The sequence below is a fragment of the Methanohalophilus levihalophilus genome (genome assembly GCF_017874375.1).
Lineage (GTDB): Archaea > Halobacteriota > Methanosarcinia > Methanosarcinales > Methanosarcinaceae > Methanohalophilus > Methanohalophilus levihalophilus.
This window is the reverse complement of sequence record NZ_JAGGLK010000004.1, coordinates 67,700-93,624: the sequence shown is the minus strand read 5'-3', so window position 1 is coordinate 93,624 and position 25,925 is coordinate 67,700. Positions and strand designations below refer to the sequence as shown.

At 41.5% G+C, this 25,925-nt stretch carries 30 protein-coding genes and 3 tRNA genes; 16 read left to right on the top strand and 17 right to left on the bottom strand.

What is annotated here, in order from left to right:
• Position 1 precedes the first annotated feature (1 nt).
• From J2755_RS11095 to mbhE, 8 genes are read right to left on the bottom strand one after another with little or no spacing between them, the layout of a single operon-like run.
• Entirely contained in the window at positions 2-1,093 is a 1,092-nt protein-coding gene (locus J2755_RS11095) for an L-threonylcarbamoyladenylate synthase (protein ID WP_245312956.1), read from the bottom strand.
• Positions 1,068-1,412 (bottom strand): monovalent cation/H(+) antiporter subunit G, encoded by a 345-nt coding sequence (gene mnhG / locus J2755_RS11090; protein WP_209683755.1) that lies wholly within the window; start codon positions 1,410-1,412, stop codon positions 1,068-1,070. Before mnhG ends, J2755_RS11095 begins: the two co-directional genes overlap by 26 nt.
• The gene (locus J2755_RS11085) at positions 1,409-1,675 is read right to left on the bottom strand and encodes a cation:proton antiporter (protein ID WP_209683752.1); all 267 of its coding nucleotides are present in this window, start codon (positions 1,673-1,675) and stop codon (positions 1,409-1,411) included. Before J2755_RS11085 ends, mnhG begins: the two co-directional genes overlap by 4 nt.
• The gene (locus J2755_RS11080; protein WP_209683749.1) at positions 1,672-2,166 is read right to left on the bottom strand and encodes a Na+/H+ antiporter subunit E; all 495 of its coding nucleotides are present in this window, start codon (positions 2,164-2,166) and stop codon (positions 1,672-1,674) included. Before J2755_RS11080 ends, J2755_RS11085 begins: the two co-directional genes overlap by 4 nt.
• Positions 2,163-3,698: an NADH-quinone oxidoreductase subunit M gene (locus J2755_RS11075; RefSeq protein ID WP_342591092.1), complete on the bottom strand. Its 1,536-nt coding sequence runs from the start codon at positions 3,696-3,698 to the stop codon at positions 2,163-2,165. Before J2755_RS11075 ends, J2755_RS11080 begins: the two co-directional genes overlap by 4 nt.
• The gene (locus tag J2755_RS11070; protein ID WP_209683742.1) at positions 3,698-4,117 is read right to left on the bottom strand and encodes an NADH-quinone oxidoreductase subunit K; all 420 of its coding nucleotides are present in this window, start codon (positions 4,115-4,117) and stop codon (positions 3,698-3,700) included. The genes J2755_RS11075 and J2755_RS11070 overlap by 1 nt, the downstream gene beginning before the upstream one ends.
• On the bottom strand, positions 4,114-4,530 hold the full coding sequence (locus tag J2755_RS11065; RefSeq protein ID WP_209683726.1) for a monovalent cation/H+ antiporter subunit B: 417 nt from the start codon (positions 4,528-4,530) through the stop codon (positions 4,114-4,116). The genes J2755_RS11070 and J2755_RS11065 overlap by 4 nt, the downstream gene beginning before the upstream one ends.
• The gene (gene mbhE / locus J2755_RS11060) at positions 4,527-6,896 is read right to left on the bottom strand and encodes a hydrogen gas-evolving membrane-bound hydrogenase subunit E (RefSeq protein ID WP_209683723.1); all 2,370 of its coding nucleotides are present in this window, start codon (positions 6,894-6,896) and stop codon (positions 4,527-4,529) included. The genes J2755_RS11065 and mbhE overlap by 4 nt, the downstream gene beginning before the upstream one ends.
• A gap of 308 nt (positions 6,897-7,204) precedes the next feature.
• Between mbhE and J2755_RS11055 the strand changes: the two genes are divergently transcribed.
• The 6 genes from J2755_RS11055 (at position 7,205) to J2755_RS11030 (ending at position 10,454) form a co-directional block, all read left to right on the top strand.
• Positions 7,205-7,281: transfer RNA gene (locus tag J2755_RS11055), tRNA-Val, on the top strand.
• Positions 7,282-7,334: 53 nt separating this feature from the next.
• Positions 7,335-7,411 (top strand) — tRNA-Phe (locus tag J2755_RS11050).
• A gap of 12 nt (positions 7,412-7,423) precedes the next feature.
• Positions 7,424-7,495: transfer RNA gene (locus tag J2755_RS11045), tRNA-Gly, on the top strand.
• A gap of 685 nt (positions 7,496-8,180) precedes the next feature.
• A complete protein-coding gene (locus J2755_RS11040) occupies positions 8,181-8,762 on the top strand; it encodes a GTP-binding protein (protein WP_209683720.1) in 582 nt (193 codons plus the stop codon).
• A 210-nt stretch (positions 8,763-8,972) separates the two neighbouring features.
• The gene (locus J2755_RS11035) at positions 8,973-10,199 is read left to right on the top strand and encodes a hypothetical protein (protein WP_209683717.1); all 1,227 of its coding nucleotides are present in this window, start codon (positions 8,973-8,975) and stop codon (positions 10,197-10,199) included.
• 75 nt (positions 10,200-10,274) lie between these two features.
• Positions 10,275-10,454 carry a Rieske (2Fe-2S) protein gene (locus J2755_RS11030; RefSeq protein WP_209683714.1) on the top strand — a complete coding sequence of 60 codons (180 nt, stop codon included), beginning with the start codon at positions 10,275-10,277 and terminating at the stop codon, positions 10,452-10,454.
• Positions 10,455-10,658: 204 nt separating this feature from the next.
• On the opposite strand, the gene J2755_RS11025 is transcribed toward J2755_RS11030, so the two are convergent.
• Positions 10,659-11,150, bottom strand: coding sequence for a rubrerythrin family protein (locus J2755_RS11025; RefSeq protein WP_209683711.1), 492 nt, complete (start codon positions 11,148-11,150; stop codon positions 10,659-10,661).
• 175 nt (positions 11,151-11,325) lie between these two features.
• Between J2755_RS11025 and J2755_RS11020 the strand changes: the two genes are divergently transcribed.
• From J2755_RS11020 to J2755_RS11000, 5 genes are all read left to right on the top strand, one after another.
• Positions 11,326-11,652 carry a winged helix-turn-helix domain-containing protein gene (locus tag J2755_RS11020; protein WP_209683708.1) on the top strand — a complete coding sequence of 109 codons (327 nt, stop codon included), beginning with the start codon at positions 11,326-11,328 and terminating at the stop codon, positions 11,650-11,652.
• 329 nt (positions 11,653-11,981) lie between these two features.
• Entirely contained in the window at positions 11,982-12,476 is a 495-nt protein-coding gene (locus J2755_RS11015) for a YIP1 family protein (RefSeq protein WP_209683705.1), read from the top strand.
• A gap of 131 nt (positions 12,477-12,607) precedes the next feature.
• Positions 12,608-13,843 carry a COG1361 S-layer family protein gene (locus tag J2755_RS11010; protein WP_209683702.1) on the top strand — a complete coding sequence of 412 codons (1,236 nt, stop codon included), beginning with the start codon at positions 12,608-12,610 and terminating at the stop codon, positions 13,841-13,843.
• The gene (locus tag J2755_RS11005; protein ID WP_209683700.1) at positions 13,827-14,510 is read left to right on the top strand and encodes an ABC transporter ATP-binding protein; all 684 of its coding nucleotides are present in this window, start codon (positions 13,827-13,829) and stop codon (positions 14,508-14,510) included. Before J2755_RS11010 ends, J2755_RS11005 begins: the two co-directional genes overlap by 17 nt.
• Positions 14,497-15,660, top strand: a complete 1,164-nt coding sequence (locus J2755_RS11000; RefSeq protein ID WP_209683697.1) for an ABC transporter permease — start codon at positions 14,497-14,499, stop codon at positions 15,658-15,660. Before J2755_RS11005 ends, J2755_RS11000 begins: the two co-directional genes overlap by 14 nt.
• A gap of 6 nt (positions 15,661-15,666) precedes the next feature.
• Here the strand turns inward: J2755_RS11000 and J2755_RS10995 are convergent, their stop codons facing one another.
• The 3 genes from J2755_RS10995 to J2755_RS10985 are packed head-to-tail and all read right to left on the bottom strand — an operon-like array spanning position 15,667 to position 18,356.
• Positions 15,667-16,116, bottom strand: a complete 450-nt coding sequence (locus tag J2755_RS10995) for a DUF3887 domain-containing protein (protein ID WP_209683694.1) — start codon at positions 16,114-16,116, stop codon at positions 15,667-15,669.
• The gene (locus J2755_RS10990; RefSeq protein ID WP_209683691.1) at positions 16,113-17,840 is read right to left on the bottom strand and encodes a sensor histidine kinase; all 1,728 of its coding nucleotides are present in this window, start codon (positions 17,838-17,840) and stop codon (positions 16,113-16,115) included. Before J2755_RS10990 ends, J2755_RS10995 begins: the two co-directional genes overlap by 4 nt.
• A gap of 6 nt (positions 17,841-17,846) precedes the next feature.
• Positions 17,847-18,356 (bottom strand): response regulator, encoded by a 510-nt coding sequence (locus J2755_RS10985; protein WP_209683688.1) that lies wholly within the window; start codon positions 18,354-18,356, stop codon positions 17,847-17,849.
• Between the two features lie 144 nt (positions 18,357-18,500).
• On the opposite strand from J2755_RS10985, the gene J2755_RS10980 reads away from it, so the two are divergent.
• Positions 18,501-18,788, top strand: a complete 288-nt coding sequence (locus J2755_RS10980; protein ID WP_209683686.1) for a MarR family transcriptional regulator — start codon at positions 18,501-18,503, stop codon at positions 18,786-18,788.
• Here J2755_RS10980 and J2755_RS10975 read toward each other — a convergent pair.
• From J2755_RS10975 to J2755_RS10965, 3 genes are all read right to left on the bottom strand, one after another.
• On the bottom strand, positions 18,745-19,413 hold the full coding sequence (locus J2755_RS10975; protein ID WP_209683683.1) for a sensor domain-containing protein: 669 nt from the start codon (positions 19,411-19,413) through the stop codon (positions 18,745-18,747). The two genes, J2755_RS10980 and J2755_RS10975, sit on opposite strands and share 44 nt — an antisense overlap.
• Before the next feature lie 176 nt (positions 19,414-19,589).
• A complete protein-coding gene (gene thiC, locus J2755_RS10970) occupies positions 19,590-20,873 on the bottom strand; it encodes a phosphomethylpyrimidine synthase ThiC (protein WP_209683680.1) in 1,284 nt (427 codons plus the stop codon).
• Between the two features lie 130 nt (positions 20,874-21,003).
• Positions 21,004-21,507, bottom strand: a complete 504-nt coding sequence (locus J2755_RS10965; RefSeq protein ID WP_209683679.1) for a hypothetical protein — start codon at positions 21,505-21,507, stop codon at positions 21,004-21,006.
• Positions 21,508-21,806: 299 nt separating this feature from the next.
• Between J2755_RS10965 and J2755_RS10960 the strand changes: the two genes are divergently transcribed.
• The 4 genes from J2755_RS10960 to J2755_RS10945 all read left to right on the top strand — a co-directional run bounded on the left by J2755_RS10960 (position 21,807) and on the right by J2755_RS10945 (position 24,741).
• A complete protein-coding gene (locus tag J2755_RS10960; protein WP_209683677.1) occupies positions 21,807-22,178 on the top strand; it encodes a DUF6713 family protein in 372 nt (123 codons plus the stop codon).
• Positions 22,179-22,541: 363 nt separating this feature from the next.
• Positions 22,542-22,970 carry a hypothetical protein gene (locus J2755_RS10955; protein ID WP_209683675.1) on the top strand — a complete coding sequence of 143 codons (429 nt, stop codon included), beginning with the start codon at positions 22,542-22,544 and terminating at the stop codon, positions 22,968-22,970.
• A 21-nt stretch (positions 22,971-22,991) separates the two neighbouring features.
• Positions 22,992-24,416, top strand: a complete 1,425-nt coding sequence (locus J2755_RS11570; RefSeq protein WP_342591093.1) for a sensor histidine kinase — start codon at positions 22,992-22,994, stop codon at positions 24,414-24,416.
• Positions 24,417-24,450: 34 nt separating this feature from the next.
• The gene (locus J2755_RS10945; RefSeq protein ID WP_342591091.1) at positions 24,451-24,741 is read left to right on the top strand and encodes an ATP-binding protein; all 291 of its coding nucleotides are present in this window, start codon (positions 24,451-24,453) and stop codon (positions 24,739-24,741) included.
• A 10-nt stretch (positions 24,742-24,751) separates the two neighbouring features.
• Here the strand turns inward: J2755_RS10945 and J2755_RS10940 are convergent, their stop codons facing one another.
• Positions 24,752-25,432, bottom strand: a complete 681-nt coding sequence (locus J2755_RS10940; RefSeq protein ID WP_209683671.1) for a M48 family metalloprotease — start codon at positions 25,430-25,432, stop codon at positions 24,752-24,754.
• 18 nt (positions 25,433-25,450) lie between these two features.
• On the bottom strand, positions 25,451-25,810 hold the full coding sequence (locus J2755_RS10935; protein ID WP_209683669.1) for a BlaI/MecI/CopY family transcriptional regulator: 360 nt from the start codon (positions 25,808-25,810) through the stop codon (positions 25,451-25,453).
• Positions 25,811-25,925: the final 115 nt, after the last annotated feature.

Here is a 25,925-nt window from a genome sequence, read left to right as displayed (position 1 = left end):
CTCAAAGGTTAATTATATTCGTGGATGCTTTTCGCAATCTGTTGAATACGGCAGCACCGATTCCCTGTGCTGTAAATGAACCGTCTACCAGTATGATATCCATTCCTTCAAGATCCATTTCTCTCATTGCGCAAAATATTCGGTTTGCTGCTATAGAAGGCTCGGAAGCTGATCCTAAAGATATTGTTTTCATAGATTTAAAGTTGCCTTGAAGTTCTGTTGTTAGAAGTGCTCCGACTTTCTTTCCTTCTGATGAATATTGCTGTATAAGTTCTGCAATCTTCTTTTTTATAGCTTCCGCATTTCCTTCCAACAAAATGACTTTGGCACTGGGGGAATAGTGGGTATATTTCATTCCCGGGGAAAGGGGCTTTTCCATGGATATTTTGTGATCCTTGTATCCAATCTCGACTTTTCCAGCAACTTTTTCAAGTTCTTCTCTGGAAACATCTCCTGGTCTCAGGATAATTGGGATTTTGCCTCTGGCATCCACAACAGTTGATTCGATGCCAATTTCCGTACTTCCTCCATCAATGATGGCATCAATTCTTCCTTCAAGATCATTCATCACATGTGAGGCGGAAGTAGGACTTGGGCTTCCTGATCGATTGGCACTTGGTGCTGCAATAGGTGTTCCGGCTGCACTTATAAGCTCCAGGGCAATTTCATTTGAAGGTAACCTGATTGCCACGCTGTCCAGTCCGGCCGTGGTGATGTCAGGTACATTTTTTTTCTTTTTCAGGATTAGTGTTAGGGGTCCAGGACAAAAATGCTCCATGAGTTTTTGTGCAGTTGGTGTGATTTCCTCTGCAAGCTGCGAAAACTGTTCTTTTTTTGCAACATGTACAATTAAGGGATTATCTGCGGGTCTTCCCTTTGCATCAAAAATTTTCTGTACAGCATCCGGATTCAGGGCGTCTGCTCCAAGCCCATAAACAGTTTCCGTGGGGAATGCAACAAGTCCGCCTTTCCTGATTATTTTTCCGGCGGTTTGCATAATCTCTTCGAAGTTTTTCTCTTCCGGAACAAAAAGATGGGTATGCATCTTCATAAGATTCTTTCCATCTTTATTTGTAAGTTTTTCCGTAGTCATCCATGATTGATTCTTCGCATAAACCGACACCATGCCTGTGGGCTGCTCTTGCTATCATGTGAGCTGCAATCGGTGCTGTCAGGAGCAGGAAGAGACCTACGGTTATGGCTTTTAGTCCCATGGCCGAAAGACCTACTTTCAAAACAATCCCGATCATCACCGCCAATGCGCCTACAGTTCCGATTTTTGTTGTGGCATGAAGGCGGTTGTAGACATCAGGAAGACGCAATAAACCAATCATGCCGAGAAATACAAAAGCCAGTCCTATCAGGAAAAAAAACATGCTGATAGCGTCAATTGCAGTTGCTAGTATGCTCAAAATACCGACCCCTCATCAAGATATTTGGATATTGTAACTGTTCCGACAAAGGAAATAATTGAAAGTACAAGGGCAACATCAAGGAAAAAGATGGATTCCTGCACAAATGAATAAACACCAAGTATAACCACGAGTACTATAGTAAGCGCATCAAGGGCGACTACCCTGTCAGGGATGGTGGGTCCCACTATTACCCTGTAGATACATGGAATTAATGCAAGAACCATGAAAAACAGGGTGATGTAGAGTAATTCCGAAATCATTCAAATGCCTCCAGTACATATTCTTCCAGATCATCACGAATAGAATCACTCAGACCTTTTGGATCAGAAACATCTATTGAGTGAACGTATAGTGCCGATCTGTCGTCTGAAACATCAATTGTAAGTGTCCCCGGTGTCAGGGTAATGGTATTGGCAATTGCAGTTATGGAAACATCTTTTGTAGTGCGTACCGGGACTGCAATAATGCCCGGATTGATATTCATTTTTGGCTGCAGGACAATTTTGGCTACAACAATGCTGGCCTTAATGATTTCCACCATGAGTATGGAAAGGTATTTTCCCAGCTTTGGAATGCGCCTGATGAAATCGCTATATGTTGCCTGTTCATCAAAATCATAAAGTTCCCTGAAAGGTCTGATTACTAAGAAACCCAGTACAAGGCCTACGAGGAAGTTAGGTAAATTGATAGCACCATGAAGGAAACACCATGCTATTCCCAACGTCACTGAATAGATGACATATTGTTTCATCTTACACTCCTCTCAAGTACTGCTGTTATGTATGGTTGCGGATTGAGCAATTCATTTGCAATTGATGTGGAAAGTGCTATTAAAGGCTCCGGGTACAATCCAAGAATTACAACAAGTGCTGCCAGCAGGACAATGGGGTAGATCATTATGTTTGACATCCGGTGTCTCTTGAACGTATCGTAATCGGCCAGATCTGATTTCTCTCCCCAGAACATGAGGAGCCATGCACGGAACATGTAGAAGAGAGTCAAAATTGCAAATAGTAATGCAATTGCTATGGGGACATAATACTCTCCGAGAAGTCCTGCATCGAAAAGGAAAAATTTTGCAATAAACCCTCCCATGGGTGGAAGTCCTGCAATAGACATGGCTCCAATGAGGAATACTCCACTCATCACGGGTGCTGTTTTCACCATGCCTCCCATTTTACGCATGTCTCTTGTACCTGCATGGTGAATGATTCCTCCGGATGCAAGGAAAAGCATGGATTTGGCGATTGCGTGGTTCACAAGATATACAAGTGCTGCCGCAAGTGCATAAGCAGTACCCATTCCGACTCCAAGGAATATATATCCAATCTGGCTTACACTTGAGTATGCCAGCAAACGTTTAACATCATTCTGTCCGATTGCTGAAATTGCCCCGACAATTATGGTTGCAAGCGCCAGGAAAATTATGATTGGCTGGAGAATGAACAATGCCTCGTTGAATATGAGATAGTACGTCCTCAGTATTCCGTATACGCCGACCTTTATCATTATTCCGCTAAGCATTGCGCTTATTGGTGAAGGGGCTGAAGGGTGCACATCCGGAAGCCAGTAGTGCAGTGGGAAAATTGCAGCCTTGCTTCCGAAAACAATTATGAACAAAAGTGCTATGACATATATATGCCAGGGTAGCGCTCCTGCTGCACTAATGGCTGCTATTTTAACTGCGATGTCTGCCATGTTGAGTGTTCCGACTGTGGCATATAGTGCAGCTACTGCAATAAGCATGACAATGGAGCCCAGCATGTTAAGCATGAGGTACTTGAACGTGGCTTCCATCTTGTCAGGGATTTTTGTAAAACCTCCTTTTCCGGAAGTGACCACAAGACCACATGATGATAAGAGCAGGATTTCGAAGAAGACGAACATGTTGAAAATATCGCCTGTGAGGAATGTCCCGTTAAGCCCGGCAACCAGTAAATTGAATAATGCATAATATGTGGTGTTGAGTGCCTTACTGTCCATGTAATCAAGGGAGTATATCAACGCCATAAGGGATACAAGCGAGCTGAGTACGACCATCCCGGAACCCAGCAGGTCCGCTACAAGCAGAATCCCGTATTTTCCCCATTCCCCAACTTCGTATACTATGATGCCGTTATTCCAGACATTGAAGAGAAGCATTATGCTCAACACAAACAGTACGAATGATGCAACAATGTTGATGTTTTTCTGGAAGGATGGCCTCGTCCTGAGTATTATGGTAAGAGTTGCGAGCACTATTGGAAGTGCTATCAGGAGTATTGGGATGTGGTTTATTTCCATTATCCCCATAGCCTCCGTAGTTTTGAGATGTCCGTTGTGCCGTATTCTTCGTATATGCGATAAGCAAGGATCAAAATGAATGCGGTTGTTGCCAGACTGATTACAATTGCAGTAAGTACGAGGGCCTGAACCAGTGGGTCAACATATATCATTTCAGCAGACTCCGGAACTACTGGTGCAAGGACCGAGTTTGCAAGGTCGTCTGTAAAAACTATGCCGGATGAATGTTCGGCGTGCTCGCCGGTTATAATTGGAACTTTCCCGTTTTCAAACAATCCGGTTGAAACAATTAACATGTTAACTGCATGTGAAAGTATGGAAAGCCCGATGACTATTTTGATTAGATCTTTCCTGAGGATGAGGAAAGTACCGATTCCAAAAAGTAAAGCTATGGTTATCGAAAGTAACGCACTGTTCATTTGTCCTCTCCCAGTGTTTTGAATATGTAAAGCAGGCTTCCAATTACTACGAAGTAAACGCCTGTGTCAAAAAGTGCAGCCGATACTAACTCAATTTCCCCGAAAAGAGGCAGGTGCACAAAAGCAACCGCACTTCTGAAAAAGTGGTGTCCAAAGGGAATGGCTGCGAAAGCTGTAAGCGATGCGAGCAAGAGTCCGAATGCAAATACTCTGTCCCAACCCGGATTAAATATAGTTTTCATATTCTTTAATCCAAAAACTACGTATGTGAGGGAAATTACCGCAGCAAACATAACTCCGCCTATAAATCCTCCTCCCGGGTTATTATGACCTGCGAGTAGCAGGGAGATTGAGAATAAAATAATTAGCGGAATGCATATTTTAGTAACAGTTTTTGTGATGAGGGTCGTCACTGGTTATCACCTCTGCTGCTTATAAGGTTGTATGCGCCTAGGGCTGCAAGACACAAGACTGAGATTTCTCCAAGTGTGTCATATCCCCTGAAGTCAACGATAATAACGTTGACAATGTTGTGTCCTCCGGCGAGAGGCAGGCTGTTTTCAACGAAATAGTATGAAAGGGATTCCAATGGGGATACAATTCCCTGCGTAGCATTAAGCATCAACACCAGCACTATCAGGGAAACTGCTGATGCGATGATAAGATCTTTTGCTAGGGTTGTGTTGGATATTTTTTCCCTGAATGTCTGGGGTACTTTTACAATTACCAGCAGGAAAATGATTGTTGTAAGTGTTTCCACAAGTATTTGGGTGAGGGCCAGGTCAGGTGCCTTGAGATAGATGAATACAAGGCTCACAAGGTATCCGACAGATGAAAGCGCAATTATGGCGTGCAGATATTTTCTCAATACTGCAGATGCCACAGCTGCAATTATCATCATACCAAGGATCAATATTTCATATGCAGGAACATTGAAATTCATGCTGTCCGGAATCAATGTTGCTGTGACAATAAAGGCGGGGATTGCTCCCAGAACTACGAATAGCAGCAACATTGCACTAATGTATGTCTTCACGGGCCCGGGCTGTGCACGTGCGGCAAAGCTTCCAGCCCTGTATTTTGCTCCGTTTACTATCCTGTCATATACATAATTCACACTAAACCATGGGTAGCGTTCATTAGTCCTGTTTTGCCATGCAGCAATGTTGTCATATTTGGTGTAAACTGCAATTCCTATCAGGAAAGTTGCAATCGTCATCATAAGGGATGTTGTAAATCCATGCCATAGGGCTACATGTAAATGTACTTCCTCAAGGAGGATTCCGGCAGTAGTTGGTTCAATTATGTAATGAACTGCCTGTGAAGGCGATATTCCTATGAATATTACAAGAAGTGCCAGAAAGGCTGCAGGAACCAGCATTGTATATGGTGCTTCATGGATGTGCTCGGGAAGATGGTCGTCATGTCTTTTCCCGAGGAATATCCCGTCTATGAGCTTTATTGAATAAGCGAATGTGAATACGCCAGCCATGACTGCCGCAGCTGGTATGAGGAATTCGAACGGTCCTCCCAGCACATGTCCCATCTCAAGGGAAGTCTCATAGAACATTTCTTTGCTGAGGAATCCGTTTAGGGGAGGCACTCCTGCCATGGCCAGGGCTGCTATTGATGCGATTATGAAAGTAATTGGCATTTCTTTTCGCAATCCTCCAAGCTTGCGAATGTCCCGGGTGGCAGCTTCATGTGCTACAATTCCGGCTACAAGGAACAGGCATGCTTTGAATGTCGCATGGTTGAGAAGGTGGAATGTAGCTGCTGCAACTCCAATGCCGGGTTCATGGTATGATGTGTATCCGTACATTGTCATCATGTAGGCAAGTTGGCTGATGGTGGAGTATGCAAGGATTGCTTTGATATCTGTTTGCCTGAATGCGAGGAATCCTGCAAGCAGCATTGTGAAAATACCAATTCCTCCTACAAGAAGGAACCATGCATCTGTTCCGGAAAAGATTGGGTGTACTCGTGCAATTAAGTAAATACCGGCTTTTACCATTGTTGCTGAATGGAGGAAAGCACTCACTGGGGTCGGAGCTTCCATTGCATTAGGAAGCCATATATAAAAGGGTCCTTGTGCGGATTTCGATGCAGCACCGATTACTATCAGGATAAGGGTTGCAAGGAACAGCGGGTGTGCCTTTAGATCCTGCACGATTTCCGGATTATGGAGGATTGTAGGGATGTCGAATGTGCCTGTTATGCTGTGAAGTAATATGAAGCCAGCCAGCATGAATAGGCCGCCTCCGGCTGTGAGAAGTAATGATTTGGTAGCTCCGTAAATGGAAGCCGGTTTACTTCTCCAGTAGCCGATAAGCATGAATGAAGTAATACTGGTGAGTTCCCAGAAAATGAACAACTGTACGATGTTGGATGAAAAAATCATCCCTATCATGGATCCCATAAAAAGTAACAGGTACTGGTAGTATCGTGGCAGGTCTTCCTTGTGTGACATGTAGCCATTTGAATAGGACATTATGATTACGCCAATACCGGATGCTATGAAGCCTATCATCATTGAAAGGCCGTCAACATAAATTCCAAATTCAATGCCTGCAGAGGGCAACCAGGTTATTGACTGTTCAATTGTATGTCCTTCTACCACGTTATGGGTAACCTGTCCGATGAGGATAAAACTGATAAATGCAATGGCTGCTGAGAACCATCCAACACGCTGCTTGATGACCTTTTCCACAAGGGGCACCAATAAAGCAGCAATAAATGGTAAGAAAATTGACAGAACAATTGCATTAAAGGAGTCCATGCCCTTCCTAATCGCATTACCGATATATAACTGTTGTTAATGAAGAATTAATAAATTAGAACAGTCGGATTGTTTTTACCGCTCACTCCTACTAATTTCAAGATTAATTTAAAGAAAGTCAATTATCTTTTTTGGAATTATTCTGTTTTTCAGTCTGTTTTGCTCTTACTCTTTCCGTTGCTTTATATGGGCAACCGGTGGGTGGAACAAATTATATATAGGGTAAATTTGTATAGGAGTGTTTGCTTCGGGGCTTGTTTCCTGAAGTAGAAGGCATCCTCGTTTTTGTGGATGTCAGCAAATTGTATGGGCTCGTGGTCTAGATGGTTATGACGTCGCCTTGACATGGCGGAGGTCCGGAGTTCGACTCTCCGCGGGCCCACCACAACAATTCGATAACTATAAATGCAAACACATTATCTATGTGATGCTCTCATTGCCCAGGTAGCTCAGTTTGGGAGAGCGCTGCCCTGAAGAGGCAGTTGTCCCCGGTTCGAGTCCGGGTCTGGGCACCAAACATCGAATATACACCAGTAGTGTAGTGGTTATCACCGGGCGTTGCCAACGCTCGAACCCGGGTTCGAATCCCGGCTGGTGTACTCCCTTATTTTTTACATACCACTTTTCAATGGTAGAGTCTTAATTTTTTTCGCTTTTAGAAACTTTCTTCCTGTATTCAAAAAAAGTTGTGCGTTTCTGGTTGCTGAATGGAGAAAGGAATCAGAACATTTTAACATCTTTATGGGAGTACATGACAATCCATGAAGTAGCTACCTATGATGGAGCGGGATGGATGGAGTCTGCTTCTTTAGCTTAGTTTGTCAAGCATTCTCTCTCTCTCCTCATGTATAGTAGACTTCAATACACACTGTTAACGCCGTTAATAAATAGTTCCATTTACAACTATATATGATATAGAAGCAAATGGAACCAATGTGATAATCCCCTCCCCAGGGGACCAAACTCCTTTTTGTGCCGCTAATGCGGCCCAATCATATCATTATATGCTATGGTTTATAAAACTTTCATCAAACTTCGTTTCAATTAAAAATTTTAATTGCTTTTTAATACCTTTGTGTATTTGCCTCAAATTTCCCTAAAAACAACGTTTCGATAGATTCCTTTGGCAATCAATATTTCATGTTGTATTGCCGTGTTTTCCATGTCTTTGAAAATTAGTTTTGTGGGACAATGAACACTTTTTTATATCAATCTCTCCGAGTTGTATTGGATATCTATGATTGGAATTGGTGCTGGAAAAAGTAATGCTTCCATGGGTTATTTATGAAATTCATTATAATGGCCGGCAGGCCGGAAAGTGGAAAAAGGGATGCCGTTTTTGCTCTTGGGAAGAAGCTTGTTGCGCAAGGGCAAAAAGGGGCTCTCATTATAACTGAAAAAGGGGAATACGACTCTGGCTACAAAGATTCTTCTATTCCAGGCCTTACGGTTACTGAGTTGTTTTTGGACTGTACGCCATGCAGTTTGCGCTTTGTTCTTGAAAAAATGCTAAAGAAAATGCGTAATTCCGATTTTATCGTAATAGAATTGTCTGGGAGCACTTTACTCCTTGAAACCAGGGAAAGTCTTGAACCAATGAAACTTCCTAACCTCTCTTTTTCCCCAATAGTTTACTTTGTAAATGCTGAAACATTCAGGATCGATATTCCTGTATATCCGGAGTTTTTCCTGTCACAGATACGGGACTCAGATATTATTTGCATTAACCGGGGTTCAGCAGGTGAAGGACAGGTTGAAGACCTGCGTGCTTTCCTCATAAGGATTAATTCTAATGCTACTATTCTTGAATTACCTTCTGTTGCTGCTAGTAGTAAATATCAGGAACTTTTTGGACTCATTGAATGAGCGGCCACTCGGGCTTTTTTAGTTGGCTGATTTTTTCCTTTTCACTTTGCATGCATATTTTTCTGTTCAATTTGTGCACTCATGTACACACATAATGCGTTTGTTGCCATGTTGGTTATGTCCATGTACATAAAAACTTAAAAATGCATGATGGCTGGGAAGACTCTTCGGATCAGGAATACTTTTTATTTATTTTCTGTACTTTTTATATTGGCCCTATTTGCAGTTGTGCCTGTTTCTGCAGGGTGGGAGCAAACCGATACTCATGTTGATTCAACTTATGAAGTAAAGTCCGGTTCAGTTCATGTTACAAAATATATTTCCTTCACAAACCAGGATGAAGATACTCGTTTCTGGCAAGGGTACTATTCTTCGCTGAGCTACTACATTCCAGACAAGGCTTCCAATCTTATCGCCTATGACATTTCTTCACCTGTCCAATTCAGTGAAAACAACAATGGCTATTTCCTGTTTGAGTTTGATGAACGTGTGTGGTATGGTGAGAGCTATGCCTTCACAATTGAATATGATATTCCCGCAACTCCCTCTTCGGCCACTTTTTATGTTCAGGAAACAGTAGAATCTGCAGATGTGACTCTCATAGTTGAAGAAGGGTATGAAACACAGGTTTCCGGAAATGATTATGTTGTTTCTTCAGATTCCGGAAAAACAATCTATAAATTTGAATCTGGAAACATTTGGAAATCTCCTTCTCTGGTTTCATGTGCCAAAAAAACCGATACAAAAGTTGCTACATGTGTTGTCCCACTTGAATTAAACAATGTGACAATCAGCGTTGAATACTGGGAGGGGGAAGATGAATGGGCTCAACATAAGCTTGATGTTGTAAAGGAAAATCTCCCTTTGCAGGAGGAACTTTGGGGAATTCCGTATCCGGGAAATACCAATATCATCATTACCGAATGCTCATTTTCTGAAATGAACGGCTATAAGGGGTTCAATAATGGTAACGGCAAAATCTCTATTTTAAATTCAGCCAGTGATCAGGTGCTTATTCATGAAATAGTACATTGCTGGACTCGTGGTTGCCATTTTGATGAATTGTGGATGCATGAAGGTTATGCCAACTTCTACACATATCTGGCACTGGAAAAAACCGATTCCACTGCATCATCCTCAATGAAAGATAATTTCTTTGAGGGTTATGATGAGGCGGAATCACTTTATGCTTTAGATCTTGATGAGTGGTCTGTACCTGCTACTTATAATTCCAGCAATGCAGGGCAGGTAGATTTTGGTTATGATAAATCATTTGTTATGGTTTATGGTCTTTATGAAGAAATTGGCCTGAGTAATATGAAGGCTGCAAACAAGGAATTTTCTTCGTCCAGGGGTGTTGACAGCAATTATCATAAGTCAATTGCACAATCAGTTTCAGATAAAGATCTCGAAAGTCTCTATGGTCAATTCGTGTGAAATTACGCTTTTCTACATGCTACCTTCCAGTAACCTTTTTACGCTTTTAGCCAAATATTAGGTTGGGGAGAATGCATGGCTGAATACCTTGAATTATGTAAGACCAATGAAATTCCTGAAGGGGAAATGAAAGGAATCGAAGTTAACGGGCAGAAAATCCTCGTTGCCAATATTGAAGGTGACTTTTACGCAATGGATGCTGTCTGCAGTCACATGAAGGGAGATCTTCCTTCGGGGAAACTAAGGGGAAAATAGTCAAATGTCCTTCTCATGGATGTAAATATGATGTGACTTCAGGAAAGGTTGTAAAGAACGTGGATTTCATGACACTGGCTTTTTCCGGGAAGTGCCACGATCAGAAAACATTTGATTTAAAAGTTGAAGAAAATCAAGTGCTAATAGCACTATGAACTAATTTGCCACGTGATAAGTAAAAGAGAAATCCGGTTGAACCGGATTTTAGTTAATTTTTTCAAATTTGGAAGCGGGAGCACCACAAATCGGACAAACATCAGGTGCGCTGCCTTCTACAGTATTTCCACAAACCTCGCAGACATAGTAGTCTACTTCTTCGTTGTTTCCGATATTTTCAAGTGCTTTCTTGTACAGTTCTGCGTGGATGGCTTCAACTTCATTTGCAACCTTGAAACTCCATGCAGCTTTGCCTTCTCCTTCCTCATTTGCTTTTTCAATGAATTCTGGATACATTTCAGTAAATTCGAAGGTTTCACCTTCAATAGCTTCCTTCAGGTTTTCCTCGGTACTCTTTATGCCACCCATAATGCCAAGATGATTGTGTGCATGCACTGTTTCCGCAGCTGCTGCTGCCCTGAAAAGTTTTGCAATCTGTGGATGTCCGTCTTCATCTGCTTTTTTTGCAAACGCGAGGTATTTCCTGTTTGCCATTGATTCACCTGTAAATGCACCTTCCAGATTTTCCATTGTACTCATATCAAAAACTCCTCAATTTTATTTGAAAGACCTATGATTATAACAGTATATGATGATAACTGTATGCTGCAATATCGGTACTGCCGTTTTGCAGTTCTCATGTTCCCTTTACCAATAACAATATAAATGATTAATAGTTATGAATAGTCGGAAATTAAAATACGGGGTTAGAATAATGGATGAAGATTACGACGAACTTGATGATATAATGATGCGTGCTCCCTCTCAGGGTGAAGCTGTTAAACAGGAACATGATCTCATGAACAAGGCTGCTTCCCATCCCCTGAGGAGGAAAATGATCTCAGCGATTGGTAGTTTTGGAATCGCTGAAAATGAATTGGCAGGAGCAGTTGATTCTGATGATACTTCGATTAAGTATCATGTTGACTTCCTGCTGAGTGGCGATTTCATCAAAACCGAAGGCGGATCCTACAGGCTGACAGACAAAGGTCTGGAACTGCTTTCCGATTGTAATGCCCGGGATAAACTTCCTAAATGCTGAGTTTCCGGGCTCACCTGTCCGGTCTTTTTCTTTCTATCTGACTTTTTTTCATTTATCCCTATTCGCTCGGATGAAAGCTTTTTTCTGCAGGGAAGGGGGTGAAAAACCTGCAGGACAAAAGATATATCCAAAAACCTGTCTAAAAATAGAAAGGTTTATTTACTTTATAGCCAATTTATACTTGCAATCGATGATGAGGCTGGGCACTGGCTTAACTTGTACCACCACCATACGCCACCCCTCTTTCTCCAGTCTCATTATCGCGTCTTATCAAGAGTCTGGAAACTCTTAACTCTTATTACAGAATATGATGATGTTGAGGAAATGAAATGGCTGAAATTACAGGTGTGTTAACTAATCCAAATGCATTTTTCAGTGAGAAAATGCAAGATCCGATCGAACTAAAGATTCCCTTTTTAATTGTATTCGTTACAGCTCTAATTTCAGGAGTAAGCGGATATATTATGACGAACGCTGTTCTTGCGAATATCCCGGAAGCTTCTTCTTTTTCCTCAATAGCTGCAATTGGAGGGGCAATAGGTGCCTTTATATCGATTTTCATTATGTGGCTAATCTACACAGGAATCTTCCATGGAATCTCCGCACTTTTAGGGGGGGAAGGATCTTTCAAACGGTCTCTTGAAGTTGTAGGCTATGGTTACATTCCTACGATACTCAGTTCCATTGTCGGAATTGTTGGCATACAGAGTCTTGCGGGAAATTTGCAAAATATCAATATAGAAGATAGTGCAGCCTATGCTGAACTTATCGCTGCGGATCCAGTCCTTCAGGCGGTTTCCATCATCGGAATTATCTTCATGTAATGGAGTGCAAACATCTGGATATTCGGTATGAAGCACGCTCGCTCCCTTACTACTAAAAATGCCGCTATAACAGTGGGTATTCCAGTAGGATTGTACATACTTTATTCCATTTTTAATTTAGGTGTCTTCTGATGAAACCAGTTTTCCTTTTTTCTTTTTTTGCAATTCTTTGTATTATGCTGGTTCCGGCAAGTGCAGACACTGAAATACGTCCTACGGTTTCCGTGACCTACACCGTTGATCCCGTTGTACTGCTTCCGGGAGATTCCGGCACGATTACTTTTGAATTAAAAAATATGGCAAGTGGTGAAGTTTATGTTGAGGAAGATGACGAAACTTTCGATATGAATGCATACGTCGCCAGTGCAACTCTCAAAGGTGAGGATTCTGTGAAATCCGGTGGCACAACGTTTACAGACGTTGGCCTTCTGGGTCCTGGTGATTCAATCACATTTACATTCAATATTCGTGCATCAGCCAATGCTTCATCTGGAACCCATTACCTCAATCTTGAAATTGTGGGTGGCAGCGATATGCAGGATTTGAACTACAAGGTTCCGGTAAAGGTTGATTCCCGGAAGGTCGATTTGATTATTGCCGACTTTCCTGCAACTACTATCAATGAAATATCCACAGTCTCTGTTGATGTAGTAAACCCACTATCCGGGTCGGTAACAGGCGTTATTGTTATACCCAAAGGAAACGATGTTGGCTTCACACCGTCTGAATACTTCGTAGGCAATATTGAGGGAGGCAACAGTTCTGCTGTCAGTCTCACCCTGAATACAATGCAGTCTTCTGAAGGGGTCAAAGACATATCTTTCGATGTTTTCTACTACAACGGCGATAATCTTCACACTTTTACGGAAGATACAACTCTCGAAATTGTGGAAAGATCTTCACTCATATTTACTAATCTTGAAATCACCAGATTTGGAAACAGTTATCTTTTTACCGGAGATCTGAATAACTTTGGCACAACATCTGCCCAGAATGTTATTTTATCCATTTACCCTGAGGAAGGAATCGAACCAGTCCAGCCTTCCGGTAGCTATTTTATAGGCACATTAGAGGCAGATGATTTTAGTGGGTTTGAATTATCTGCTTTGGTAACAGGTGATAATGTAACTGAAATACCGGTTCTTATTGAATTCAGGGATTCAGGCAATACCTACGCAAGTGCTATAGAAAATCTTCCACTGGAGTCTGGCCGTGTTTCATCTTCCAGTTCTGAAAGTGGCATTCCGGTTTATGTGTGGGCCATCATTTTGCTATCTACAGGAGTCATTGGCTTTGTTATCTATCGCTCATGGAAAAGCTCGAAAGAGCCGGATTCCCAGGTTGTGAACGATGAACAGGATAGTTGAGGTTCAGGATGTCACCCGTGTGTACCAGATGGGCAAAAATAAAGTACATGCCCTAAATGGTGTCTCCTTCTCGATTGAACAAGGTGATTTTACGACCATCATGGGTTCATCCGGATCGGGGAAATCCACGCTTCTGAACATGATAGGGTGTCTTGATCAGCCGACCAGTGGCATTGTTCGCATTAATGGTGTTGATATCCAAAAGGTTACCGATGATGAATTGACTCGTATCAGGAGGAATAACATCGGCTTCATTTTCCAGCAATTCAATCTGATTCCAACACTTACTGCTCTTGAGAACGTTGAAATTCCCATGATTTTCAACCGTATTCCTAAAGAGAAGCGGCAGGAAAAGGCACTCAAGCTTCTTGAAGATGCAAGTCTGGATCCTGAATATGCAACACATAAACCAAATGAACTTTCCGGTGGCCAACAACAGCGGGTCGCAATTGCCCGGGCACTTGCCAATGATCCTCCAATTATTCTTGCCGACGAGCCAACCGGAAACCTGGATTCCAAAACCGGAAAAGGGGTAATGGAACTGCTAAGCAATCTGAATCACCGGGGCAGAACCCTGATAGTAGTGACGCACGATCCGCAAATAACCGAGTATTCACACCACACGATACGTTTGCAGGATGGGGAGGTCGTTGATGAGGGCAATTGACAGCTTTCGCAACAATATGTACACTCAGCTTGCGGAACGTAATCTTAAACGGCAGAAAGTAAGGACTATCCTTGCGGCAATTGGTATTATCATTGGTGTAATGGCAATTTCTTCCATGGGGGTGCTTGGGAACACTCTCAAATTATCTGTTGAGGATTCATTCGGGGATATTGGGGATCGGCTGATCATTTATCCTACTGCCGGGGAAGATTCCGTCACTGAGAGGCAGGTGGGGGACATAGAGAGGGTTCGCGGGATCGAGCAGATTATTCCTTTCTGGGTGACAGGCGAGGCCATTGAGTCACGGGATGAGATCTATTATGGAACTGCTTATGGAATTGAATCAGACAAGCTTTCAAATCTGGTGGAGCTTGAAGAAGGCCGATTCTTCAAATCCGGATCTACGGAATGTGTAGTTGGAAATCGTTTAGCTTCCGAACTTGAACTAAAAACAGGTAGCAAAGTTGAAGTTGATGGATCAAGACTCCGTGTGGTTGGGATTCTTAAGGAGCAGGGTATTGGAATTGATATAAGTGCCGATGGTAGTATCTTCACCTCTTTTGATATGTACGAAAAACTCTATCCTGAAGAAGGGGATGGCTACGATCAGGTTGTGGTGGTAGTTGAGGACATAAATCAGGTAGATTCTGTCAAGGATGATATTGATGAGACGCTGAACAGGAAAGAAAAAAAAGTGGAAATCTTTGCAACCAATATAATTAACCAGGAAATTGATACAGCTTTCAGATCAATTTCACTGTTCCTTATGGGGATTGGTTCTATTTCCCTTCTGGTTGCAGGTGTCAGTATTCTCAATGTCATGCTCATGTCTACCATGGAACGTACTCGTGAAATCGGCATCATGAAAGCTGTAGGGGCATCAAAAAACGATGTTCTCAAAATGTTTTTGTATGAAGCCCTGTTCCTCGGGATACTCGCAAGTGCAGCAGGTGGAATACTTACGGTAGGTGGAAGTATGGGTTTGATTTACCTTATAACAAAAGACATCTCTTATTTCTTCTCTATAACAACAATCCTCTACATCAGTGCAGGAGTTGCTTTTGGAATCGGGACAAGCCTGATAGGAGGTCTTTATCCTGCCTGGAAAGCATCCATGATGAAACCACTGGATGCATTGAGATATGAATGAGGCACTTTAGGGGTGCCTTTCTTTTCTCTCCAGATCAAGCTTCTCTCTTAATATAGGCGAATCAATCCAAACGCCTGCTATCTTTGTTTCGTTATGTTCTTCCAGTAAAGCGATGTTAAAAAATGCTTCCGACTCATCTTCGAAGGTAAGCACATAGGTTACTGTAGTATAGCGGTCTCCTTCAACCGCTTTCAGGAATTCTTTTGACGTAGGCTCTCCGAGTGTTTCCAAAACAAGTTTGTTGTTTTCAACAAACATTTCTTCAGGTAATGCTTTTTGCATCAATGGTGTGAAATCCTCGGAAAACTTGGTATAATTTTTTTCAATAATTGCTTCAACAAGTCTGTCTGCTATTGGATCCACTTTTTCCTGTACGTCGTTATTTTCTGTCTCCTGCACACATCCGGCAGAGAATATTGCTAAAAGGACCAAAACGGCTAAAACTAGTTTTTTCACTCCACCCACTTCCTTATTGTAAATGTGAAAGTACTTCCATTCCCCGGGTCGCTTGTAACGGAAATCCTGCCTCCCTGCCCTTCCACAATTCCTTTGATGATTGCAAGGCCTAAACCTGTTCCACCAGCTTTTCTTGTTGCAGTGCTGTCTATCTGATAGAATTTATCAAATATTTTCTCGATTTCCTCTGCAGGAAAGCCAGTTCCTTTATCGGCCACAGTCAACCTGAGGAAATCATCTTCGGTTTTTCCACTAATCTGAATAGCTTCCCCATTATATGGGGTGAATTTGATAGCATTGTCGAGAAGGTTTACAAGGGTGCGAATCAGTTTATCTTTATCGGTTCTTGCTGCGGGTAAATCCATGTCATCGATCTCTAAATGAATTTTCTTTTTTTCTGCCTTTGATCTGACTACTTCCATGGCATTATGAATTGCTTCTGCAATATCGACTTTTTCTTCTTTGAAAGTCATTTTTTCGGATTCGATTCTGGAAATATCAAGTAAATCATCAACCATCCTTGACTGTCTATCGATGTTGCGGATAATCAAGTCAAGCATTTCATCCTGAGTTTCACTGTCACATTTTCCTTCTTTGAGGAATTCGCTGGATGTTCGCATGGCTGTCAACGGTGTCTTTAATTCGTGTGAAACCATTGAAAGGAATTCATTTTTCAGGCGATCCAGCTTTCGAAGGTGCCGATTTGATTTTTCAAGTTCTGCGGTTTTGCGAGCAACTTCATCTTCAAGGGTTCGGTTCCACGAAGCGAATATCAATACCATAAGAGCACTGAAGAATAGAATAAAAAATCCCGTTGAAAGCATGAAAGTTGCCTGCTTGAGGTAAACTGTTCGAATGATTGCGATTATATCTTGCAGAGGGGTGACAACGCCCACCGACCATACCTGATTATGCCATTCAATAGGAACGTATGAAACCAATCTGATTTCTTCTTCCCCATTTTCATTTAATTCCCGATACCATCCTGAGCCACTGTTTCCTTCTACCTGCTCCCCAAGGATGAAGAGGCGCCTGTGATCCGGTTCGCTTAAAAGATCAAAATAGTTGTCTCCTGGATAGTAATCCTCTGAACTGTCGTAGAGTAATTTCCCATTGCTGTCTATTATGTAAATATATCCGGAAGATGCATTGTATTCCCGAATCACACGCTTTGTTATTTCTTCAGTATGGATTAAGGCAAGAATTGTCCCCTGAAACTCTTTTTCTTTGTAAACAGGCACCCATACAAATATTGTGAGGTCTCCCTCTATTGATTCTATTGGATCGGTTACGTATGTGGTTCCTATCTCTTTTGTTTTCTCAAATGCAATTGCTCTTTCATTTTCATAGAGGTTGTATCCCAGGGGTACGTTTTCTTCTGGATATCCTGAAACAATTGTTCCGTTTTTATCCACAAATTCAAGCGCGTAGAATCCGGCGGAATGGTTGTATATAGCTTCAAAATGTCGGGAAAAATTATCAGGTGGAACTCCATTTTCGTAGTTTGCTGCAATCTCCAGCGCTACAAATTTCTCATTCAGGAATTCACTTATCCCGGAGGAGATTTGCATTGCTACAAGGGTTTGTTGTCGGGTGAATTGTTCTTCAAAAATCTCCTGAACTTCCTGGTTGGCACGTGTTCCGAAAAAGATAATTGAACTAATAAAAAGAAAAGCAATGAAGAGAATTATCAGGACATTCAGTTTTCGTTTTCTGAATAGCATGTTTCCTTATTGTCCTGTTCTTCTTAGGACCATTTTAATTCTGGCTTTTAGTTCACGAAGTTCAAATGGTTTTGTGATGTAATCATCAGCTCCCAATTCAATGCCTTCAACTTTATCGTCCGTTTGCCCCTTAGCTGTGAGCATTATCACAGGAATATGTTTCAAACGCTTGTTTTCCTTGAGCCTTCTGCATACTTCAAATCCGTCCATGTCCGGCATCATTACGTCCAGAAGAATGGTATCAGGAATTGTCTCTTCCATTTTTTCAAGTGCTTCAAGACCACTTCGGGCAACAATAACGTTATAGCCATCTGCTTCAAGGGCTCTTTGTGTTGCCAGTAATGCATCTGGTTCATCATCAACAATCATAATCGCCTGTCGATTGTCAGCAAGTTTATTGAGCCTTTGCTGGATTAGTGATTCATCAACACCCAGTTCTGCAGCAATCTCCTTTGAAGAAGCATCTCTTTGTTCCAGAATCTTGAGGATTTTTCTGTCTAATTCATTGTGCTGCATGTGAAACCCCTGATTTATTGGTGGATAATATTAATTTTTGGTCTATTAATAGGTTTCTGATTTTACGTCTTGTTTATCGATATATAGACAAACTGTGTTTATAATTAGAAATCCTTATTACCGATGATGCAATAATTAAATCCAATGGATGCGGATACACTTGAAAGGATTTTTGGGAAAACTGCCCAGATGACCGTGCTCAAGAATCTTATTAAACATCGGGATGAATCAACCTACCTTTCAGGAATCGCAGAAGAAACAGGTCTTTCTCATTCAAGTGTTGCACGGGTTATTGCCCCTCTTGTTGAAGTTGGCGTGGTAATAGAAAAACCCCTTGGAAAGCAAATTAGAACTTTCCAACTTGATACTAAAAATGAATTGACAGGTCTTATTCTTGAATTTTATGATAATCTGGCACAGTTTGATAGCTAATTCCCTTCTTATGTCCTCCAAGCATCACTCTTGCAAGATATCCTGATATTGTCGCCATAGTATTGATTACGTGCAACGTTAGAACAAAGAGCAATACTCCGACAATGGAAAAAAAGGTTGCTTCAGGCAAACTTGAAACTGTAAGATCCATAATTCCCATAGTAAATGACTGGTAAAACAAAGGCGTCAGGAAAAAGATAACTGAAATTCCTCCTAATGTTATGGAAACGATAAGTGAAAAGATTCCTAACGGAAACTTTATGAAAAGAAATGCCAGTCCTTTCCATGCAACCGGGTTTAGTATTTTGTTTTTGATTTCTTTCCAGAATCCTCCATCTGCACTTTCCTTTTCTGAAAGTGGTTGAATTTGTACTCCAAGAAGATGTATTGCAAGTTCCCTTTCAAAGGCAACTAATTCCCACCATGCGATGAAAACAAGAAGCAAAACCGGAATTCCAAGTAGTATTATCGAAAAGCTAAGGCCAATCAGGAGGCCGGAGATCAGGAATATAAAATATGCCGTTCCCAATGGAAAAGTGAAAAGAATGTAAAGCATGTTCAGGTATGTCTGGCGCCTGAACGGAACACCAAAAATCTGTGACCACGCTTTTTCTTCGATATTCATTTAAGAAAACACCTGTTCCAACTACTGTGTTTGTGGAAAATTGCTTCAGCCATATCTGCAGAGATTTGTTCAAACACGTCTATTTTTAGTCAAGTTAGACAATGCATTAACTATACTTAAATACTACCCTATGAAATATGGGTTTGGCCAAAAAAATTAATAAGAAGCTGCAAATCTCACAATTGCTTATCTTCTTCCAGTGCTTTCTGGACTATTTTTAATGCACAGAGTTCTCCGCACATTGAACATGCGTCACTGCCTGTTTTCCTGCTTTCACGTGTTTTGCGTGGTTTCTCTTTATCGATGGCAATGTCAAACTGCTTTTCCCAGTCAAGAGATTTCCGTGCCATTGCCATTTCCATATCTGTGGCCCTTGCACGTTCGCGCTGCCCTTCACGTGTCAGGTCTGCGGCATGAGCAGCTATCTTTGTGACAATAGCTCCCTCCTTGATATCTTCGCAGGTTGGAAGTGCAAGGTGTTCGGCAGGCGTTGTCATGCAAAGGAAATCAGCCCCGCACATTCCTGCAATAGTACCTCCAATTGCACCGGTAATGTGATCGTATCCCGGAGCGATATCGGTCACAAGAGGGCCGAGCAGGTAAAGAGGTGCTCCGTGGCAAAGTTGCTTCATACTTGTTACGCTGAGCTGGACTTCATCGGCAGTCACGTGACCGGGCCCCTCAACAAATGTCTGGACGCCTGCTTCACGAGCCTGTTTGACTAATTCTCCCAATGTGATGAATTCCATGAATTTCGCATTGTCAGACGCGTCATGTACACATCCCGGGCGCATTCCATCACCCAGACTGAGCGTCAGATCATACTCTTTTGCAATTTCAATAAGATAATCAAATTCTGCATAAAATGGGTTTTCTTCATTGTTGTGGAGCATCCACGCAATAGTAAAGGAGCCACCCCGGCTCACAACATCCATGATACGATTTCCCTTTCGCAGCCTTTGGAGTGCATTCTGATTCACTCCTGCATGAATAGTTACAAAATCAACACCGCTTTCCGCATGTTTTCGGACTGCATCAAACATGTCGTCAGAACTCATGTCCACAACGGTTTCCTTGGAGGAGGCTGCCTGATAAAGGGGAACGGTTCCGAATGGCACATCCACAGCATCCATTATTCGCCTGCGGATACTATCAAGATCGCCACCTGTGGAAAGATCCATTATTGTGTCAGCACCGTATTTGACAGCAGTTATTGCCTTCTCAATTTCATCGTCTACATCAACAAAATCCCTTGATGTTCCGACATTGGCATTAATCTTGACACTCATGCATTTTCCGATACCCATCGATCTAGATTTTCCCTTGATATTCTGTGGAATTGTTACAAGGCCTTCTGCAACATACTTCCTTACAGTATCCGGATCGATGTGTTCATTCTCAGCCACCTTTCTGATTGTAGGAGTGATTATTCCTTTTCTTGCCTCGTCCATCAGTGTCATGGTAATGCCTGCTGCCTCTTATGTTTCTGGAGTGGATTATACGGTGTTTGCATATATATGTTTCACAGGCCAGGCTGTTCGTCTGTTTCAAATGCTTATAATCTGCTATTGCAGGAAAACCGGAGTGCAGTTAATGAACTACAATTTTGACAGAATTTGATTTTACTTTTCCATGCCAATATGGAGTTTTGATGTTTTTCTCATCTGTTGTATGGTACACGGCGTACAGCTGGTATTCGCCTTCCCTGAGGTACCAGCAGTCACATTCTATACTTGCAATTATTGAAACACCGGGATGTAGTTCGACAAGATCGTTATCATTCAGCGAACTTTTGTGAACGATTTCACACTCATATGGGATCTCTGAACCATCCGGATAGCAGAAAATAAGTTCGTAGCTTACGTGCTCATACATTTTCAATAGATTAACCGGAAAAGCACCCGTATTTGTCATTTTGAGATCGATTTTGAAAACTTCATGGGGCTTTATGCTTGTTTTTTCAACTCCTATTTCGAAGTCAAGTTTTCCGGTCTGGTACCTGGATTCTCCTTGCATACTTGAAAGGTTGTTCCAGAATTCCTTTACGCTAAAACCTTCTGATTTATAGGCAACACTGACAACTCTGCACCCCATTACCGCTCACCAAAATTTTTATGTGTTCTACAAATATGGCCATGCCTAAAGCTATGCCTAGTGAAGTCTAAATACCGGTTTAAGATCCAGGCCATCAAGCTAAGATTTTTAAGCCATCACCTTTCGCCACACCTCTTGCTAGAAGAGATCTAACAGATATAAATCTTTTGAACAAAACATCAAAATTTGGTGAAATATATATTTCAATAATTAGAGAATCTATTTTTATAGATTCATTCCATTATAAATGCTGCTGTCAGGGTGCCAAATTTATTAAATAAAGGAATAAATCTGCTATTATGGCTGAGCTCCTGTTCTGGCTTTATCTCACAAATGCTATTTTACTGATTAGTCACGAAATAGACTCGGCATATTGGAAAGAGTGGAACCTTTTCAAACTTCCTGGTGGAATCAATGGTTTTTTGCTCTTGCATTTTCCAATTCTTTTATTCGTGCTCTATGGCTTGGTATTGGTTTATGCAAATATCCAATACGGTTTATTCTTCTCGTTACTTCTGGCACTTTCAGGTATATTTGCTTTCACGGCGCATACATTTTTCATGCTGAAAGGAAATGAGGAATTCACAACACCTGTGTCTATATTTATCCTGCTCTCCACACTGGTTGTGTCTGCCGTACAACTCTCTTTTACACTGGCTTTATTGCTTTGAAAGTCACATGCGTTTTTGTCCAAAGATAGAACTCGTCTGTAGCAGCAAGATAACAATGTGTAATCTTTCCGGCTTCAATTCATCTAACTTTACAGATTAGTCTGCCTGAATAATTTTAATCGGCCTGGTTCAGAAGTGGAATCCAAATTAATATCTCTGTTTTTTTCGGTATCAATAGACCATCATTAAGCATTCACCTTCCAAACAATTTATATGTGCTTACTTCATACTCTATAAGTATATTTTAAAAAAGAAATTTGTCAGATCTAATGAATTAATTCCAAAATTCTTAAGGAGTTTCAATGCTTCAGGCGAAAACCCGATAGAATAACTCAGGAAAACACCTTCTGGAAGGGAGCAAAAATGAAGATAAAGACGGAATCAAAACCAATTGGCAATAGGTTCCCTGAGTCCAAAGATGAGACGTCTTCTCAGCCTATCACACGGGTTCTTTTGTTTCCACTGGCTCTTGTGGCACTAATAGTTATTGCCGCATTTTTCGCAACATTAGTCTGGCATTATGATTACCAGACAGATGATCGTCTCCAGAATTCCCTTTCTGTTGCCCATGATGAGTATGTTTATTCTCTATCTGCGCAATCCACTGCATTGGCGGGAGAACTAGAATGGATAGCAAAAGATCCTTTACTCCAAAAAGCGATGGCAGAAAATGATTCTGAACAATTGCTCCTTAATTCCCAGGACTATTTTGAAAGGCTTCAAAGAGTTCACAATATAAGCCTTTTTTATTTCCATGGGCCGGATCGTGTAAATATCCTGCGTGTTCATTAGCCTGAACGTAATGGGGATGTAATAGATCGATTTAGCCTTCTTGAAGCCGAGCAAACAGGAGAAACAGCCAGCGATGTTGAGCTGGGTACGTTTGGTTCTTTTTCATTGCGTGTGGTGACGCCTGTATATCATAACGGGACACTGGTTGGCTATATCGAAATAGGCAAAGATATTAAAGAAGTCCTGGATTCCTCTGCCTCCAGATCACGTACTGAAATGATGATCTTCATTCATAAAAATGAACTCTACCGCGAGCATTGGGAATCAGGTATGGAGATGCTTGGCAGGGATCACAACTGGGATGCTTACCCTGATCAGGTTCTTACATACAGTACTATTGCATTGCCTGATGAATTCCTGTACGATATTTCGAATATTCATGATTTTACCGTTTCTCAGGGGTCTTCCCACGAATCAAAAAAACTCAGGAACGGTGAGAGAATATGGGTGGTTTCGGGGATTCCTCTGACGGATAGTGCTGGAAATGAAATAGGAGATTTGTTCATATTGCAGGATGTTACTGCAAGTGAGGAAGCATTTTCCAATCATCTGAAGTTTGTAATTGTTTTTCTGGTACTTATTTTCGGAATTCTTTCAACCCTTTATTATATCATCCTGAAAAGAACGGACAATAGCATTTTGAAAAGCGAATGGGCACTCTATGAGAGCGACAGGAAAAACCGGGCTATACTGGATGCATTGCCGGTTTTAGCATTTGAGTGCAAAAGAGATGGGACATTTTTAGATTATCAGGCCCATTCAGGAGAAGCAACTCTTGTACCTGAAGAAGAATTCCTGGGCAAGAAGATTTGTGATGTTCTCCCCAAAGATGTTGCGAAGCAGGTTATGCATGCAATTGACCAGGCGTTCCAAACCGGTGAAGCGCAAAATTTCCAATACCAGCTTTCAGTGAATGATGATATCCGTGATTATGAGGCTCGCATAATCGGCAGCATGGATGATGATGTCCTGATCATTATTGTGGATATAACAACTTACAAGCTTGCTGAGCATGCCCTTGCTCGTGCCAGAAATATCTCTGAGGAATTGATTCGTATAAAATCAGAGTTTTTGGCTAACATGAGCCATGAGCTTAGAACTCCTTTGAATTCCATTATTGGTTTCTCTGATGTACTTCTTGGAGATTCCGAGGCCGATCTTACTGAAAGGCAAACCCGCTATTTAAGCAATATATCAAAAAGTGGAAAGCATTTACTCAGCCTCATCAATGATATTCTGGATATCTCAAAGGTAGAGGCAGGAAACATGGATTTCAATCCTGAAATGATTAGTTTGTCAGAGGTAATTTTTGAGGTTGAAAATTCCATGAAACTAATGGCACAGAAAAAGAACATTATTATTGAGCTCGATTTGAAGCCCAATGATGTGAAAATATGTGCTGACAGGACCAAGCTCAGGCAAATAATGTACAATCTGTATTGGTAACGCTATTAAGTTTACACCTGAAAACGGAAAAGTAGTGGTTAAATCCAGATGTATTGAAGGATATATTCAGGTTTCAGTTTCCGATACTGGAATTGGGATTGAGGAGGAGGATCTGGGGATTATTTTTGAACCATTCAGGCAGGTTGACGCTTCCCATGCCCGCAAATATGAGGGAACCGGTTTAGGGCTTGCCCTTGTCAAACAGCATGTTGAGATGCATGGCGGCAGTATATTGGTTGAAAGTGAGGTTGGAAAAGGAAGCACTTTCACATTTGAAATCCCGGTTATTGCTGAGGGGTATTCTTCCTGTGGAGCCGAAGAATAAGCTTCAGAAATCAATTTTCAACCTGTTTCCTTGCGGATTCCAGAGCATCCTTGCTAACAACTTTCTGTGCAAATTCATCAGCGAGAACTTCAAGTTCCGGCTCAGACTTGTATCTTGTAAAAGTCATTGCTGAAAGCTGCCTTAAAACAGGTGTTTTTGCACGGTTTCTGAAATGCCAGATTTCATGTGCAAGTACAGCTTTTATTTCATCTTCACTGAAAAGTTCAAGCATACCGAGTGAAACGAAAATTGCTTTCCCGGAGGTAAATGCTTTTGGAACAGCAGAATCAAAATAATACACTTTTGCCCCGCCAGCCAGTTCATTTGCAAATTCCTGAGGCCATGAGACAATATCAGATACAGGTTTCGCATTGAACCTTCGAATCAGTATCTTATAGTACATCCTGGGAAACAGGATGATTACTGGTGTTGAAATCGCAACATATCCAAGATATATTTGCAATGCCAGCATTCCGCTACACTCCATCGCAAGTATGATAAGAGAAATTATTCCTATCATCGAAAGTTGCACTCCTGCAAATGAGAATATCCGCAAAAGAGGTGTCTGGGTTTTCAGATAAGCAAGGAGTAGAAGCATGGTTGATACTGCCAACAGGAGTATAATAGGCAGGTAGCCTGAATTATTTACGCATGCTACATAGCATGCCACTCCCTCTTCTATTACACCCATGCCAATCATCAAAAAGAATTATTCTTTCTTTTGGTAATTGTGGAAATTATCGACAGCCACTTTCCCGAAAGTATCTACAAGGCTGTCAAGCACACGTCTTGTTATTGAATTAGCGGTTTCCTCAATTGAATCTGATGCAGAATAGACATACCTTACAGGATGCGCATTCTTGTCAATATGCCGCTGTGCAAAACCTGCTTTGACCAGTCTATCCAAAGTGCCTGCGACACTGGAAAGTGAAATGTCGGTTTTTGTAGTGATTTCTGATGTGGTAAGCTCGTCATGTGCCCACAGAACACCCATTATTTGTGCTTCAGTAGGGCTGAAGAATTTAGTTAATCCTTCATTTGACAGGTTAATCCTATCCACTTTAACCATGGTTTACAATTGTTGTAAACGAATATAAACCTTATGAGCCGGGTATATGGTGTGTTTTACAATAGGCGTAAAGTTAAAATACGTTTTACACCTAGTGTATAGTGGGGTGTTACAC